The organism is Aeromonas sp. OTU364, assembly GCF_038440395.1.
Taxonomy (GTDB): Bacteria; Pseudomonadota; Gammaproteobacteria; order Enterobacterales; family Aeromonadaceae; genus Aeromonas.
On the sequence record NZ_JASATR010000004.1, the window covers coordinates 1 to 15718 of the forward strand.

Below are 15718 nucleotides of genomic sequence, written 5' to 3' on the forward strand. Positions count from 1 at the left end.
AGCACTGCGGCCGCTCTCAATGAAAACAGCGGCGCCGGCCAGGTGGTCTACACCGCCACCGCCGACGACAGCGCCGACATCAGCGCCGGCGTGACCTTCAGCCTCGCCGGTACCGATGCCAACAAGTTCACCATCAACGCCACCACCGGCGCGGTCACCTTGCTCGGCAACCCCGATCACGAGACCCAGTCCAGCTATAGCTTCAGCGTCCTGGCCAGCGATGGTGTCAACCCTGCCACCGATCAGGCCGTCATCCTCGCGGTCAACAACCTCGACGAGGTCGCACCGACCGTACTCTCCATCACGGGCATCAGTTCGCGTAGCGGCAACTCCGGCACCGCGACCTTCACCGTCACCTTCTCCGAACAGGTCAACGGGGTCAGCGCCGAAGACTTCACCCTGTTCGGCAGTGCTACCAGCGTTTCGCCCTTCCCCAGTATCACGGGCGTCTCAGGCTCCGGCTCGACCTGGACGCTGACAGTTGCCTACGATGGTCGACAGCCAGCCAATGGCGACCGAGGTAACACTCTAGGGCTAAACCTGAATGCGGGTAACAATGTGATCGACAGCAATGGCAATGTCGCCACATCAACTTCCTTCGGCACACCACAGATTGCATCTCTAGCACCCGCTGGTATTGCCGGCGAACCGATCCACCTGGCCCTGGAAGCCCCCGAGGGGCTTATTGGCCTGATCTCGATGAAGATATCCGGCGTTCCCTCGGGTTGGACCATAAACGGCGGCAACAACAATGGCGACGGCACCTGGAGCCTAATGACCGAGGATCCAAGCAGCCTCACCGTCACCACCCCGGCTGACTTTGTCGGGGCCGTAGTCCTGGCTGTCAACATGAGCTGGACCAACGTCGACGGCAGCATGGGCAGCGCCTATATCGCCGATAATGTCGAAGCCTATGCCCCAGGCTCCCCCATCTTCGCCCTGTCGCAAGACGACAACCTAACCGGCTCATCCGGTGCGGATCAGTTCGTGTTCGCCCAACCCATCGGCAACAACGTCGTCTACAACTTCGACGTGACCAACGACAGGCTGGATCTGATCGGCTTTGCCGGCGTCACCAGCATGGCAAACGTGCAAATAGGCAATGACGTCGATGGCAATGCGGTGATCAGCATTGGCGAGGGCCAGAGCATCACAATCAAAGGGATCGATGGGTCTATGCTCGGCGAGGCGAACTTCGAGTTCAACATCGATCCGGTGACCCGCAACGGCGGTATCCTCACCATAAGTGACGGGGCCATCATGCCGTTTGGTGGCAGCCTCATCAACGAAGGGATGATTGCCCTTGGTGGCCTCGACAGCGGCGCCAGCCTGGAGATCCTGTTCCGCGGTGCCAGCCTGAGTGGCGGCGGACAACTGGTGCTCTCCGACAGCGACCACAATGCACTGTTCGGTGGCAGCGCCGATACAGTGCTGTTCAACATCGACAACAGCATCCGTGGTGCAGGCCAACTCGGTGCCGGGCAACTGATATTGAACAACGCAGGCAGCATCCTCGCCGATGGCAGTCATGCCCTGGTGATCGACACAGGCAATGAGGTCATCATCAACTCCGGCATGCTGGCAGCGACCGGGACCGGTGGTCTGATCATCGACAGCGGGCTCGACAACAGCGGCCTGCTGTGGGCCAATGGCGGCAATGTGATCTTGAACGCGGCTGTCAGCGGTACCGGCAGCGCCTTGATCAGCGGCATGGCTACGCTGGCTTACGCTGCTGCGTCGAACATGGACACAGCTTTTGCCCTCGAGGGGGATGGGATCCTAAGGCTGGCACATGCCGCCGACTTCACCGGCACCGTCTCTGGTTTCAACGCAGGAGATAAGTTCGAGCTGGCCGACGTTGGCAGCGCAACGATCGCCTATATCAGCAACGCCACCGCGAGCGGCGGTGTGCTGACCATCGACGATGGTACCCACCGCAGCGAAATCCAGCTGCAGGGCACCTATACGACAGCCGGTTTCCAGATGATACAAGGGGAAGATGCCAGTACCACGATCCGCTACCACGCGATACTGGCAGATCAAATACTGACGGGGACAGATAGCGATGATGGCCTGGTGGGCAGCGATGGCAACGACACCCTGAACGGGCGGGTTGGCAATGATGTTTTAGTTGGCGGGGAAGGAAGCGATACCTTCGTCTTCGGCCGCGAAGGGGGGCTCGATACCATAACCGACTTCAATAGTGCCAACCTGATACAGGGGGGAGACGTGTTGGATCTGCGAGATCTGTTCCAGGATACGACGGGCGGCGACCTGTCCGACTATCTGGCGGTGCGGGAGGAAAATGGCAGCACCATCCTCAGCGTGGACAGGGATGGCACAACGGGGGATGCAGGCTTCCAGGATCTGGTTCTGCTGCAGGGCACCACAGGCCTGCATCTCGACGAGTTGCAGCAGCAAGGCAACCTGCTGACCCACGGATAAAACCGGTTCACGCCATCCGGATAAGCAAAAGCCCTGGCCGCACACGCAGCCAGGGCTTTCGTCATAGGGGCATCAGAGGCCCGCTACTGGGCCAGCAGATGCCCCACCAGCTCATGACGCCAGCCTTGCAGCAGCATGGGCTTGTCGGCGCGTGCCCGCTCCTCGGCGCTCATCCGCCAGCTCCAGGTGAAGTACTGGTGGATGATCTTCTTGCTGGCCACCAGCTCCGGCGGGATGTTGCTGGCCTTGGCCTTCTCTTCCACCATGGCCTTGATGCGCTTGAGCTCGGCCTTGTACTGGGGGAAGTCCACCAGCCGGCGAATGGGCTCTGGCCAGCTGTCAGGATCGCTCTGCTGGGCAGAGGCGACGATGTCCAGCATCCGCTTGCCGTGGATCTTGATCTCGATGGGGGCCAGCCCCAGCTCGTTGAGATCCCGCAATGAAGTGGGTCGGCGCTCCGCCACCTTGAACAGGTGCAGCTCCTTGACCACGAAGTTCAGGGCCAGATCCCGGCGCACCGCCTCTTGCTGACGCCAGGCGGCGAGCTCGCGCAGAATGGCCAGTTCGCGCCGACCCAGTTGCCAGGCGTTGATGATCTCGAGGTAGGCCTGACGGGGATCGCTGCCCTGGGTCTTGCGGGCGGAGTGGTTCTGGCACTCCTGCTCGAACCAGGCAAACTTGCCGCTTTCATGCAGCCTGGCCATCACCTTCTCGTAGAGGGGCATCAGGTAGAAGACATCTGCCGCCGCGTACTCGAGCTGGCGCGCGGTCAGGGGACGGGCCAGCCAGTCGGTGCGGGCCTGATCCTTTTCCAGAGTCACCCCGAGAAACTCGTTGACCAGGGCGCCGAAACCCACCGAGACGCCGTACCCCAGAAATGCCGTCGCGAGCTGGGTGTCGTGCATCTGGTTGGGCAAGTGGCCCGCCTGATGCTGGATGAGCTCCAGATCTTCACCGGAGGCGTGCAGTATGGCGATCTGCCCTGCCCGGCCGAGCCGCTGCCACAGGCCGGAGAGATCCAGGGTCAGGGGATCCAGCAGGGCGAGGCGTTCGCCGTCATAGATCTGGAACAGACCGAGCTGGGGATAGTAGGTACGGGTGCGAACGAATTCGGTATCTATGGCCAGGGGAACGTCGGCCAGGGAAGCGAGATACTGCTCCAGTTCGGCTTGCTGTGAAATGAGTTGATATTGCATCTTTGCCTGCACGTTGGTCGGGACCCAGAAAGAAAAAACCGTGGCATGACCCACGGTTTTGCATAACGACAGCGCTTGACTGCAGAGCAGTGCATGCCGGTTACTGCTTGGCAATCTCCTCGTCGCGCAGCACGCGCCGCAGGATCTTGCCCACATTGGTCTTGGGAAGTTCGTCGCGAAATTCTACCAGTTTCGGCACCTTATAGGCAGTCAGATGTTTGCGGCAGTGGGCAATTATCTCGTCCTCTGTCAGCTTTGCATCTTTCTTGACCACGAAGATTTTCACCAGCTCGCCGGAAACCGGGTTAGGCACGCCGACGGCGGCCACTTCCAGCACCTTGGGATGGAGCGCCACCACGTCTTCAATCTCGTTCGGATAGACGTTGAAGCCGGAGACCAGGATCATGTCCTTCTTGCGATCGACGATCTTGAAGAAGCCCTGCTGGTCGCACACGGCGATGTCGCCGGTACAGAGCCAGCCATCCTGCATCACCTCGGCGGTCGCCTCAGGACGCTGCCAGTAGCCCGTCATCACCTGGGGGCCACGCACCTGCATCTCGCCGGGGGCGCCCAGCTCGGTGATAACCAACCCCTTGTCATCCACCAGCCGGATCTCGGTGGAGCAGACCGGCAGACCGATGGAGCCGTTGTAATCCACCAGATCGTAGGGGCAGACGCTCACCAGGGGTGAACACTCGGTCAGGCCATAGCCTTCCAGCAGCGGGGTCCGGGTCAGCGTCTTCCACTGCTCGGCCACCGCCCGCTGCACCGCCATGCCGCCCCCTATGGTGAGCTTGAGCCTGGAAAAGTCCATGCTCTGGAACTCGCCGTTGTTGACCAGTGCGTTGAACAGGGTGTTGACCCCTGTGATGCAGGTGAAGGGGTACTTCTTAATCTCTTTGACAAAGCCCGGGATGTCGCGGGGGTTACTGATGAGCAGGTTGTAGCCACCCAGGCGCATGAACAGCAGGCAGTTCACCGTCAGGGCAAAGACGTGGTAGAGCGGCAGCGCCGTGACCACGAACTCCTTGCCCCGCTCCAGCACGGGACCATAGACACCGAGGCACTGCTCCACATTCGCAATCATGTTGCGGTGAGTCAGCATGGCCCCCTTGGAGAGACCCGTGGTGCCGCCTGTGTATTGCAGGAAGGCGATGTCCTGGTTGCTGATCTCCGGCTTGATGTACTGCAGGTAGCGCCCCTTGGCCAGGGCCTGGCGCATGGTGCTGGCGTGCGGGAGATTGTATTTGGGCACCAGCTTCTTGACGTACTTGACCACGAAGTTGACCAGGGTGCCCTTGGCCAGGCCGAGGTTGTCCCCCATGCGGGTCAGGATCACGTGCTTGACCGGGGTGTCGTAGACCACCTTCTCCAGGGTATGGGCGAAGTTGGAGACGATGACGATGGCCTTGGCGCCGGAGTCTTTGAGCTGGTGCTCCAGCTCGCGCGGCGTATAGAGGGGGTTGACGTTGACCACCGTCATGCCGGCCCGCAGTATGCCGAACACGGCGATGGGGTATTGCAGCAGGTTCGGCATCATCACCGCCACCCTGTCGCCCTTGCCGAGCTTGAGCTCGTTTTGCAGGTAGGCGGCAAAGGCACGGGACTGCTCTTCCAGCCGGCGATAGGTAATGGTCTGCCCCATGTTGACGAAGGCGGGCTGGTCGGCAAACTGGGCCACCGACTCTTCAAACATCTCGACCAGGGAGCCGTATTGGTCTGGATTGATCTCGGCGGGCACCCCTTCTGGATAACGCTTCAGCCAGACTCTTTCCACGAACTTCTCCTGCATAACTAGCACCTGTGCGCTCACTGTGTTGCCTCCGTCCCTGTCACATCCATTTCAATCAGTTGTTTTAAGCTACAGCTCTAATGCCGCACATAGTTACATAAGGCAACATCGATTAACAGCGAATTAACAACGAGAAGTGTGAGGGAGAAAGCAAACCTGACATGATCCAAAGCCGGCGATCCTACCGGATCTGACAGAAGTTTTCGATATAAACGGCGGTTTTTGCCGAATTTTCCATATGGAAGTGATGATTTCCCGCCACCTGTACCATTTCAATCTGGCCAAAGGCCGGCCCCCGCAGTTGCCACTGCGCCAGCAGACTCTGGAACCCCTGCTCGCCCCGGATGAAGAGCACAGGGCAGGCGATGGCCCGGATCAGCGCCTGGGCCTGGCCCTCGCTCATGCGCATGGGCGAGAGATCCCGCAGACGGGGATCGCTGCGCCAGTGCCAGCGCCCTTCCCGCGCCTCCAGCTGGCGCTCGCAGATAAGGCGCGCCGCCGCCGGGGAGATGTCAGCCACCTTGCAGCGGGCCGCCACCGCCTCGTCGAGGGAGACAAAGCCACCGGACGCTCGCTCGCGAGTGCGGCTGCGATTGAGGATGGCCCGCCGCAACTGAGCAGGCACCTCCTCATCGGGTTGGCTGAGCGGCCCCAACCCCTCCAGCAGGATGAGCCGCACTATCTGCTCGGGGAAGACCCCGGCATAGGCGCTGGCGATCAGGGCCCCCAGCGAATGGCCGAGCAGGGTGAAACGCTGCCAGCCCGCAGCCTGGACAATCTGGTGCAGATCGTCGAGCCAGTCGACGAAGACATAGGGGGTCGGTTTGTGATCCGAATGGCCGTGACCCGGCAGATCGACACAGACGAGGCGGTACTCAGCGAGATGGGGGGCAAGGGGCAGGAAGCTGGCGCCGTTGTCGAGCCAGCCGTGCAGGGCAATGATCAGGGGCTTGCCCTGCCGGCCGTTATCCAGCAGGGCGATGCGCCGTCCATCGGACAGGGTGAGGAAGCGCTCTTCCATGATCACCAGCGGGAGTAGTGGCGTCTTGGCCAGAAGGGATCATAGAAGGGGTCGTAGAAGTAGGGGTCCATGTAGCGGATCTCCACCTCCTTCACCGGCGGCCACAGCTTGCTGGCGGTGACCTTGAGCACGGAGAAGCGATACTTGTGATTGCCTATCTGGCTGTCCACCGGCTTGTCCAGGGTGCCGAGCACCGTCAGGCTGCGCCCCTTGGCATAGAGCGTCGGATCCACAAACCCCTTCATGACGGCCAGAAAACGCCCCGGGCTCTGCTCCGTCTGGGTCGGTACGCCGTTGGCTTTGAGCGGCAGGTAGACCACCTCGATGACGCTCTGATCTTGCTCGTTGTGCACCGCCGAGATGACGCCGCTCCAGCGCGCAGGCTTGCCCTCCATCCCCTGCAGGGCAGGTTGATAGGCCACCAGCTGGCTTTCCGGCTCATAGGCCAGCTCCTTGGGCACAGTGCTGCAGCCGCCGAGCAGCAGCCCCGTCAGGCCCAGCATGATCACGCGTTTCATCATTTGCCTCTCCTTGTCCGCACCGCCCGCCTTCACACTCTGGCGTCGAGTCGCGGCTCGCCGTTGGATGTCACTCGCGACCCGGCAGTTTTTTCCAGGTCACCTTGTCGCGCAAATAGACGGGAGTAGCTTGCTCCACAGCCACCGCCTCCCCCGCCAGCCAGGCACTGCGTGCCAGGGGCAGCATGTCGACCGCCGCCGGGAAACGCACCTGGCTCACCGCCAGCTCGTCGGCCAGCGCATTGAGCGTCTCGCCATAGGTTTCAAAGCCGGTCCCGACGCAGCTCAGGCTGCCCGCCAGCTTGCCGCGCGCGTCAATCAGCGCGGCGGGATCGCTCACCACTTCCTCCCCCACCAGCTGCATGCGGCCATCGAGCAGCTCGTAGTGGCCAAAATAGACCTCGTTCATCCGCGCATCGATGGCGGTCAGCACCCGCGTTGCTCCCTCCAGACGATAAGCCCCCTGGGCCATGGCAGCCAGGGTCGAGATGCCGATGAGCGGCACGCCGGCGCCAAAGGCGAGCCCCTGGGCCACGCTGATCCCGATGCGCACGCCGGTAAAGGAGCCCGGTCCACGCCCGAAGGCGATGGCGTCGAGCTCAGTCAACGATAGACCGGCCTCGTCTAACACAGCCTGAACCATGGGCAGGATTTTTTGGGTGTGATCCCGCGGCGCCTCTTCCCAACGGGAGAACAGCTTGCCGCCCACCAGCAGGGCGGCGGAGCAGGCTTCGGTGGCGGTATCAACGGCCAGGATCTTCAACTCGGTCATGGGTTACAATCTCTATATAATCAGTCAATTACATAACGTGCAAGCGAGCAGAGCTCACCCGTTTTCTTAACATGGCAAATCCGTCAATCGCTAGCCACCCGCCAGCATTTGAGGTCCAATGCATAGCGCGCCGGGTACGCGGCCCAGGCCCGAGCATCCCGCTCGACACAGCGTCCCAGGCTCGCCAGCCGCTCTGGGAAATAACCGGCAGACTCAGTCGCCCCGATCAAAGAAACGCCCCAGGGACCCGAGCTCCCGGGTGCGAGGGATGGCGGGCAGACTCTTGATGAAGGTGGCGCCATAGGGCTTGTTGACCATGCGTGGATCACAGATCACCAGTACGCCGTGATCACTGCGATCACGAATGAGCCGCCCCACCCCCTGTTTCAAGGCAATCACCGCCTTGGGCAGCTGCAACTCGGCGAAGGGATCGCCCCCCTTGAGCTTGCAGTCATCCACCCGCGCCTTGAGCAACGGGTCGTCCGGGCTCGCAAACGGCAGCTTGTCGATGATAACACAGGACAATGCCGCCCCTCGCACGTCTATCCCCTCCCAGAAACTGCTGGTGGCCACCAGCACGGCGCGCCCGTTCTCCACGAAGGTCTTGAGCAGCCGCTGCTTGTTGTCCTCCCCCTGCAACAGCACGGTGCGGCCGATCTCCCGGCGCAGCACCTCGGCCACCTGCCGCATCACCTGATGGCTGGTGCAGAGGAAGAAGCAGCCCCCCGGCGTCTTGTTGATGAGGGGGATCATCAGACTGGCCAGCTGCTCGCCGCGCCCGAAGGCGTTGGGCTCCGGCAGATAGCGCGGCACACAGAGCCGTGCCTGCTCGGCGTAGTCGAAGGGGCTGTCGAGGATAAGCTCGGCGCTGCCCGCCAGCCCCAGCTCCGCCTTGAAGTGATCGAAACGGTTGTCCACCGTCAGGGTGGCGGAGGTAAAGATCCAGGCCACCTCGGGCTTTTGCACCTCGGCACTGAAACGCTCGGCCACCGACAAGGGGGTGAGATTGAGGGAAAAGTGCAGCCGGGAGCAGTCATACCAGTAGGAGAAACCTGTCTGGTTGACCGCCAGCACCTCCCCAAGGCGAGTGCGCAACTCGCAGACTCGCTCGAAGGCGTGATCCAGCTGCTCGCCGCGCCCGAGCGCCAGTTTCAGCACCTCGTAGCAGAGCCCGATGGCGTCGTTGAGACGCGCCAGGGCCTGGCCCCAGAGCGGCTGGCGCAGGAGATCCCGGGTATTGCCGCGCCCCCCGTCTATCCCGAAGGCGAGGCGCAAGTCCTGGCTCGCGATGGAGAGCCTGTCTGCCGCCTTGCCAAGCTGCCCCATGTCGTGGGCTTCGGCGCGATAGGCGAGCTGGATGTCCTGCGCCAGATCCAGGATGGTGCGGCTGCCCACCGACTTGCCGAAGTAGTTGGTGGCGATCTCCGGCAGCTGGTGCGCCTCATCGAACACATAGACTTGCGCTTCGGGCACCAGCTCGCCAAATCCGGTGTCTTTCACCGCCATATCGGCGAAGAAGAGGTGATGATTGATCACCACCACCTGGGCGTCCATGGCCCGGCGCCGGGCCACCACCAGATGGCAGTCGTCGTAATAGGGGCAGTCGCGACCGAGGCAGTTGTCATTGGTGCTGGTGACGTGGGCGAGGATCTCGGCGTTCTCCTGCAGCCCCGGAATGTCTCCCACATCGCCGTTGTCGGTGGCGGTGGACCAGGACTTCACCTTCACCAGATCGCTGAGGATCTCGGGCTTTTGCAGGTGGGATTCGCTCAGGAGGCGGTTCATCCGCTCGATGCAGAGATAGTTGCTGCGACCCTTGAGCAGGGCCACCGGCGGGGTGTAGGAGAGCGCCCCCGTGATGGTGGGAAGATCCCGGTAGAAGAGCTGCTCCTGCAGGTTCTTGGAGCCGGTGCTTATCACCACCCGCTTGCCGGACTCCAGCGCCGGCACCAGGTAGGCGTAAGTCTTGCCGGTGCCGGTGCCCGCCTCCACCAGCAGGCGGCCGCCACTCTTGATGGCGCGCGCCACCGCTTCGGCCATCTCCAGTTGCGGCGCACGGGCCTTGAAGCCCTCGATGTGGCTGGCCAGAGGGCCATCTGGCTTGAACAGGGTCTGGATGGTCAAAGGAGCGTCCCGCGCAAAAGCGGCCATTATGCCAAAAGCGCGACGAAAGCGGGACTGATAATGCGTTCAGACGAAGAGATCGATCTGATGGTCCGGATCCGGCTTGTGATCATCTTCCTGCGCCTTTGGCTGATCACGCCTGGTCGGCTGATACCCCTGCTGGTGCTGCTGGGCGCCACCGCCGTTGTCAGTGCCAATCTTGCGCAGCTGATGCTTCTGGCTGATCTGAGTCACCTCCCGCTTGATGTCGTCGGGGCTCGGGGTCGACGGCGCGCGCGGCAAGATGGGGAATAACAGGTCCTGGCTGGGCATGGTGATCACTCCTCAGGCTATCTTGATTAGTTATCGACCAGAAAACCGTTTTCTCCACTTTAATCGGTCAAATCACAATTTCAGGTTGCATTTTCTGTCAAGGCAGGTAGTTTAAATCAGGCGTCAACTACGACATCTTATTTGTAAAGGATTGATTACATGAAGTTCACCACCCTGAAGACTCATCATCACCATCATCATCCCGACTAGTCTTTCAGGAGGTTGACTGCTGGAAGACACTTAACTGGTGACTTCCAAAAGGACCGCAAGATTCATGAACCCTCGGAAGCACACACTTCCGAGGGTTTTTTCGTTTTTGACTAGAAGGAAATCGAGCAATGGAAACACAACGTCTGCGCATCGCCATGCAAAAGTCCGGTCGCCTGAGCCAGGACTCCCAGGCCCTGTTCAAGAGCTGCGGCCTCAAAATTAACTTACGGGAACAGCGCCTCATCGCCCACGTGGAGAACATGCCCATCGACATACTGCGGGTGCGCGATGACGATATCCCGGGGCTGGTGATGGAAGGGGTGGTCGACCTTGGCATCATAGGCGAGAACGTCCTGGAAGAGGTGCAGCTCATCCGCGCCTCACAGGGTCTGCCCTTCGAGGTGAAAACCCTCAAGCAGCTCGACTTCGGTGGCTGCCGCCTCTCCCTGGCGGTGCCGGAAGACGTCACCTACACAGGGCCGCAAAGTCTGGCGGGCAAGCGCATCGCCACCTCCTACCCCGGGCTGCTCAAGCGCTTCTTCGACGAGAAGGGGCTCGGCTTCAAGAGCGTGATGCTGGGCGGCTCGGTAGAAGTGGCGCCGCGCGCAGGTCTGGCCGATGCCATCTGCGACCTGGTCTCCACCGGCGCGACCCTGGAAGCCAACGGCCTCAAAGAGGTGGAGGTGATCTATCGCTCCAAGGCGGTGCTGGTGCAGGCTCCCAACCCCTTGAATGAGGCCAAGCAGAAGCTCATCGACAAGCTGCTGCCCCGCATTCAGGGGATGCAGCAGGCCCGCGAGAGCAAGTACATCATGCTGCACGCCCCCAAAGACAAGCTCGATGCCATCACAGATCTGCTGCCGGGTGCCGAGCGCCCCACCATCATGCAGCTGGCCGGTGACACCAACCAGGTGGCCCTGCACGTCGTCTCCAGCGAGACCCTGTTCTGGGAGACCATGGAGCAGCTCAAGGCCCTCGGCGCCAGCTCCATTCTGGTACTGCCCATCGAAAAAATGATGGAATAAGGAAGGGATATCATGCAGACCCTGATCTGGAAGACCCTCTCCCCCGCCCAGCAGGCCGATGTGCTGACCCGGCCCGCCCTCAATGACGAGGCGGACATAGGCGCCGTGGTCAAGGAGATCATCGGCGCGGTGCGCAGCCGGGGCGACGACGCCCTGCGGGAACTCGGCCTGCGCTTCGAGCGCGCCCCCCGTGAGCAGTTGCGCGTCAGTGAGGACGAAATCGAGGCCGCCTGCGCGCGGCTGGATGACGGCATCAAGGGGGCCATCGAGGCGGCGATTGCCAACATTCGCACCTTCCACGCCGCCCAGGTGCAGCCCGTGGTGCGAGTGGAGACCCAGCCCGGCGTGGTGTGCGAGCTGCGCACCCAGCCCATCGCCCGGGTCGGCCTCTATGTGCCGGGGGGCAGCGCGCCGCTCCCCTCCACCGTGATGATGCTGGCCATTCCGGCCGCCATCGCCGGTTGCCGTGAGGTGGTGCTCTGCACCCCGTCGCCGGCCAGCGACGAGATCCTGTTTGCCGCCCGCGCCTGCGGTGTCGAGAAGGTGTTCGCCATCGGCGGCGCCCAGGCCATCGCCGCCATGGCCTACGGCACCCAGAGCATTCCCAAGGTGGACAAGATCTTCGGCCCGGGCAACGCCTACGTGACCGAAGCCAAGGGCCAGGTCTCCCGGGACTGGCGCGGCGCCGCCATCGACATGCCCGCCGGCCCCTCCGAGGTGCTGGTGATTGCCGACGAGAGCGCGAGCCCCGCCTTCGTGGCCGCGGATCTGCTCTCCCAGGCCGAGCACGGCCCCGACAGCCAGGTGGTGCTGGTAACCACCTCGCCGCTCTTGGCCGATGCCATCGCCAGCGAGATCAAGGGCCAGCTGGCCAAGCTCAGCCGCCGCGACATCGCCGCCCAGGCGCTCGGCAGCAGCCTGGTGATCCTCTGCGACAATCTGGACGAGGCCTGCGCCATCTCCAACGCCTACGCGCCGGAGCACCTCATCGTGCAGACCCGCGCCCCCCGCGATCTGCTGGATAAACTCGAGAACGCCGGCTCTATCTTCCTTGGGGCATGGACCCCGGAGTCGGTCGGGGATTACGCCAGCGGCACCAACCACACCCTGCCCACCTATGGCTATGCCCGCACCTGCTCGAGCCTTGGGCTCGCGGATTACCAGCGCCGCTACACTGTGCAGGAGCTGAGCATCGAGGGGATCCGGGGCCTTGGCCCCATAGTCCAGCGCATCGCCGATGCGGAAGGGCTAGATGCCCACAAGAATGCCGTGACGCTGAGATTGAATGCACTGCAAGAGGAGCGGACATGACGATCACCGCACCGAGAGGGCGCCATGCCCTCATCAATAATGCCGTCACCCTCGGATTGAACGCACTTTCAGACCAGCAGCAGAAGGATTTGTCATGAGCATCGCCAATCTGGCTCGCCGCGTGGTGCGGGCCCTCACCCCCTATCAATCCGCCCGTCGCATCGGCGGTCAGGGTCACGTCTGGCTCAACGCCAACGAGGCGCCCCTGGCCTACCCCTTCACCATCGAGGGCAACCGTCTCAACCGCTACCCCGAGTGCCAGCCGGCCGAGGTGGTGAGCGGCTACGCCGCCTACGCCGGGGTCAATCCGAGCCAGGTGCTGGTGAGTCGCGGCGCCGACGAGGCCATCGAGCTGCTGATCCGCACCTTCTGCGAGGCGGGGGAGGATCAGATCCTCATCTGTCCCCCCACCTATGGCATGTACGCCATCAGCGCCGAGACCTGCGGCGTCGGCATCGTCGAGCAGCCGCTCACCGCCAGCCGTCAGCCGGACTGGCCCGCCATCGCGGATCGTCTCTCCGACGTGAAACTGGTGTTCCTCTGCTCCCCCAACAACCCCACCGGGGATCTGGTGGGCCGCAAGGGGCTCATCGCCCTGCTGGAGAAGGCCCGGGAGCGCGCCATCGTGGTGGTCGACGAGGCCTATATCGAGTTCTGCCCGGAAAGCTCAGTGGTGGATCTGCTGGCCCAGTACCCCAATCTGGTGGTGACCCGCACCCTCTCCAAGGCCTTTGCCCTGGCGGGGATCCGCTGCGGCTTCACCCTGGGGGACCCGGAGCTCATCGCCATGCTGGCCAAGGTGATAGCCCCCTACCCCATCCCCGAGCCCATCGCCCAGATTGCGGCCCAGGCCCTCTCCCCCATGGGGCTGGCGCTGATGCAGGAGCGGGTGCAGGAGCTCAACAAGCAGAAGGCCCTCATCAAGGCCGAGCTGCTGCGGCTTGCCTGCGTGAAAGAGGTGTTCGAGGACAAGGGCAACTTCGTGCTGGTGCGCTTCACCGATGGTGCCGCCGTCTTTGCCGCCATGAAGGCCGCCGGCATCATCTTGCGGGACTTCTCCAGCAAGCCGGGCCTGGACAACAGCATCCGCATCACCATCGGCTATCAGGGGGAGATGGACGCCGTCCTCACCGTGCTGCGCGATCTATCGAACAGCACCCCCTCAGCCAGCAACCCGTCTGCCGCCAGCGTATAAGGAAGTAGCCAGATGAAGACCCCGTTTTTGTTTATCGACCGTGACGGCACTCTGATAGAGGAGCCGGTGACCGACAAGCAGGTGGACAGCCTCGCCAAGCTGCGCTTCGAGCCCATGGTGATCCCGGTGCTGCGGGAGCTGCAGGCCGCCGGTTACGTGCTGGTGATGGTGACCAACCAGGATGGGCTGGGTACCGCCAGCCTGCCGCTGGAGAACTTCCAGCCCCCTCACGATCTGATGATGCACCTCTTTGAATCCCAAGGAGTGAACTGGGAGCAGGTGCTGATCTGCCCCCACTTCCCCACCGACGGCTGCAGCTGCCGCAAGCCCCACCTCGGCCTGGTGAAGGAGTACCTCGCGTCCGGTCGCATCGACTTTGCCAACTCCTTCGTCATTGGCGACCGCCAGACCGACCTGCAACTCGCCGAAAACATGGGCATTCGCGGCATTCGCTACCACCCGCAGGATCACGACTGGCTCGCCATCCGTGATCAGCTGCTCTCCAAGGGGCGCGTGGCCGAGGTGGAGCGCTACACCAAGGAGACCCGCATCCAGGTGGCGGTGGACCTGGACAAGAGCGGCGGCAACCAGATTGCCACCGGCATCGGCTTCTTCGATCACATGCTGGATCAGATAGCCACCCACGCGGGCTTTCGCCTCAAGCTGAAGGTCAGCGGCGATCTGCACATCGACGATCACCACACGGTGGAAGACGTCGGGCTGGCTCTCGGTCAGGCCCTGCGCCAGGCCCTTGGCAACAAGCGCGGCATCGGCCGCTTCGGCTTCGTGCTGGCTATGGACGAGGTGCAGGCGGTGATCGACGGTCGTCCTCGCCTGGTTGAAGGCACGAACGACAGTGCCCAGGCCCCCTCCCTGACCGAGCTGGACGTGGCCACGGCGCTGGATTTGAGCGGCCGCCCCTACTTCGTGTTCGACTGCCCGAGCGGCTTTGGCCGCGACAGCGTGGGCGAGATGGCCACCGAGATGGTGCCCCACTTCTTCCGCTCCCTCTCGGACGCCATGGCCATCACATTGCAGATGAAGGTCGGCAGCGGCAACACCCACCACCAGGTGGAGGCGCTGTTCAAGGGCTTTGGCCGCGCCCTGCGCCAGGCCATCCGGGTGGAAGGGAGCGAACTCCCCTCCAGCAAGGGGGTGCTGTGATGGATGTGAGCAAGCAGACGCTGGTCATCATCGACACGGGCTGTGCGAACCTCGCCTCGGTGCGCATGGCGTTCGAGCGTCTCGGCGTGCAGCCGCTGGTTTCCAGCAAGGCGGCCGATATCGAGGGGGCAGACAAGCTGATCCTGCCCGGGGTGGGCACAGCCGTGGCCGCCATGAAGAATCTCAACGAGCGCAACCTGGTGCCGCTGATCCGCGCCGCCAGGCAGCCCCTGCTGGGCTTTTGCCTCGGCATGCAGATGCTGGCACAGGCCTCCGAGGAGAACATGAGCACCGATGGCGGCGAAGGCGGGCTCATCGACTGCCTCGGCATAGTGCCTGGCAGGATCCGGCTGATGGAGGTGGGCGATCTGCGCCTGCCCCACATGGGCTGGAACCAGATAGAGCACGATGAGACCCATCCCCTGCTCAAGGGGATCCCGAGCGGCAGCTACTTCTACTTCGTCCACTCCTACGCCCTGGAGGTGACAGAAGCGACGCTCGCCAGCTGCGACTATGGCCAGCCCTTCACCGCCATCGTGGGGCGCGACAACTTCTTCGGCGCCCAATTCCACCCGGAGCGATCCGGCGCAGCCGGTGCCCGTTTACTGCAAAACTTTCTGGAGCTGTAACAAG

At 62.8% G+C, this 15718-nt stretch carries 13 protein-coding genes and 1 other annotated feature; of the genes, 6 read left to right on the top strand and 7 right to left on the bottom strand.

The features are described from left to right. Nucleotides 1–2445: type I secretion C-terminal target domain-containing protein (locus AAHB08_RS05995; protein ID WP_342058403.1), on the top strand; the 2445-nt coding region annotated here is incomplete at its 5' end. Between the two features lie 83 nt (nucleotides 2446–2528). Here AAHB08_RS05995 and rnd read toward each other — a convergent pair. The 7 genes from rnd to AAHB08_RS06030 all read right to left on the bottom strand — a co-directional run bounded on the left by rnd (nucleotide 2529) and on the right by AAHB08_RS06030 (nucleotide 10180). Then, a complete protein-coding gene (gene rnd, locus AAHB08_RS06000; protein WP_247626075.1) occupies nucleotides 2529–3641 on the bottom strand; it encodes a ribonuclease D in 1113 nt (370 codons plus the stop codon). Nucleotides 3642–3741: 100 nt separating this feature from the next. After that, the gene (gene fadD / locus AAHB08_RS06005; protein WP_342058553.1) at nucleotides 3742–5418 is read right to left on the bottom strand and encodes a long-chain-fatty-acid--CoA ligase FadD; all 1677 of its coding nucleotides are present in this window, start codon (nucleotides 5416–5418) and stop codon (nucleotides 3742–3744) included. A 196-nt stretch (nucleotides 5419–5614) separates the two neighbouring features. After that, a complete protein-coding gene (locus AAHB08_RS06010; protein WP_342058404.1) occupies nucleotides 5615–6454 on the bottom strand; it encodes an alpha/beta fold hydrolase in 840 nt (279 codons plus the stop codon). Nucleotides 6455–6456: 2 nt separating this feature from the next. Then, nucleotides 6457–6975, bottom strand: coding sequence for a Slp family lipoprotein (locus AAHB08_RS06015; RefSeq protein ID WP_202045584.1), 519 nt, complete (start codon nucleotides 6973–6975; stop codon nucleotides 6457–6459). A 67-nt stretch (nucleotides 6976–7042) separates the two neighbouring features. Further along, on the bottom strand, nucleotides 7043–7744 hold the full coding sequence (tsaB, locus tag AAHB08_RS06020; RefSeq protein WP_342058405.1) for a tRNA (adenosine(37)-N6)-threonylcarbamoyltransferase complex dimerization subunit type 1 TsaB: 702 nt from the start codon (nucleotides 7742–7744) through the stop codon (nucleotides 7043–7045). 213 nt (nucleotides 7745–7957) lie between these two features. Beyond that, complete coding sequence (locus tag AAHB08_RS06025; RefSeq protein ID WP_342058406.1) at nucleotides 7958–9868, bottom strand: ATP-dependent DNA helicase; 1911 nt, start codon at nucleotides 9866–9868, stop codon at nucleotides 7958–7960. 66 nt (nucleotides 9869–9934) lie between these two features. After that, nucleotides 9935–10180 carry a hypothetical protein gene (locus tag AAHB08_RS06030; RefSeq protein WP_265436712.1) on the bottom strand — a complete coding sequence of 82 codons (246 nt, stop codon included), beginning with the start codon at nucleotides 10178–10180 and terminating at the stop codon, nucleotides 9935–9937. 185 nt (nucleotides 10181–10365) lie between these two features. Next, nucleotides 10366–10494 (top strand) — a sequence feature (His leader region). Between the two features lie 24 nt (nucleotides 10495–10518). Between AAHB08_RS06030 and hisG the strand changes: the two genes are divergently transcribed. From hisG to hisH, 5 genes are all read left to right on the top strand, one after another. Further along, nucleotides 10519–11415 (top strand): ATP phosphoribosyltransferase, encoded by an 897-nt coding sequence (gene hisG / locus AAHB08_RS06035; RefSeq protein ID WP_202045578.1) that lies wholly within the window; start codon nucleotides 10519–10521, stop codon nucleotides 11413–11415. A gap of 12 nt (nucleotides 11416–11427) precedes the next feature. Beyond that, nucleotides 11428–12726: a histidinol dehydrogenase gene (gene hisD, locus AAHB08_RS06040; protein ID WP_342058407.1), complete on the top strand. Its 1299-nt coding sequence runs from the start codon at nucleotides 11428–11430 to the stop codon at nucleotides 12724–12726. Nucleotides 12727–12820: 94 nt separating this feature from the next. Then, complete coding sequence (gene hisC, locus AAHB08_RS06045) at nucleotides 12821–13921, top strand: histidinol-phosphate transaminase (RefSeq protein ID WP_342058408.1); 1101 nt, start codon at nucleotides 12821–12823, stop codon at nucleotides 13919–13921. 12 nt (nucleotides 13922–13933) lie between these two features. Next, nucleotides 13934–15085 carry a bifunctional histidinol-phosphatase/imidazoleglycerol-phosphate dehydratase HisB gene (hisB, locus tag AAHB08_RS06050; RefSeq protein ID WP_202045575.1) on the top strand — a complete coding sequence of 384 codons (1152 nt, stop codon included), beginning with the start codon at nucleotides 13934–13936 and terminating at the stop codon, nucleotides 15083–15085. Further along, entirely contained in the window at nucleotides 15085–15714 is a 630-nt protein-coding gene (hisH, locus tag AAHB08_RS06055) for an imidazole glycerol phosphate synthase subunit HisH (protein ID WP_342058409.1), read from the top strand. Before hisB ends, hisH begins: the two co-directional genes overlap by 1 nt. The last annotated feature ends 4 nt before the right edge of the window (nucleotides 15715–15718 follow it).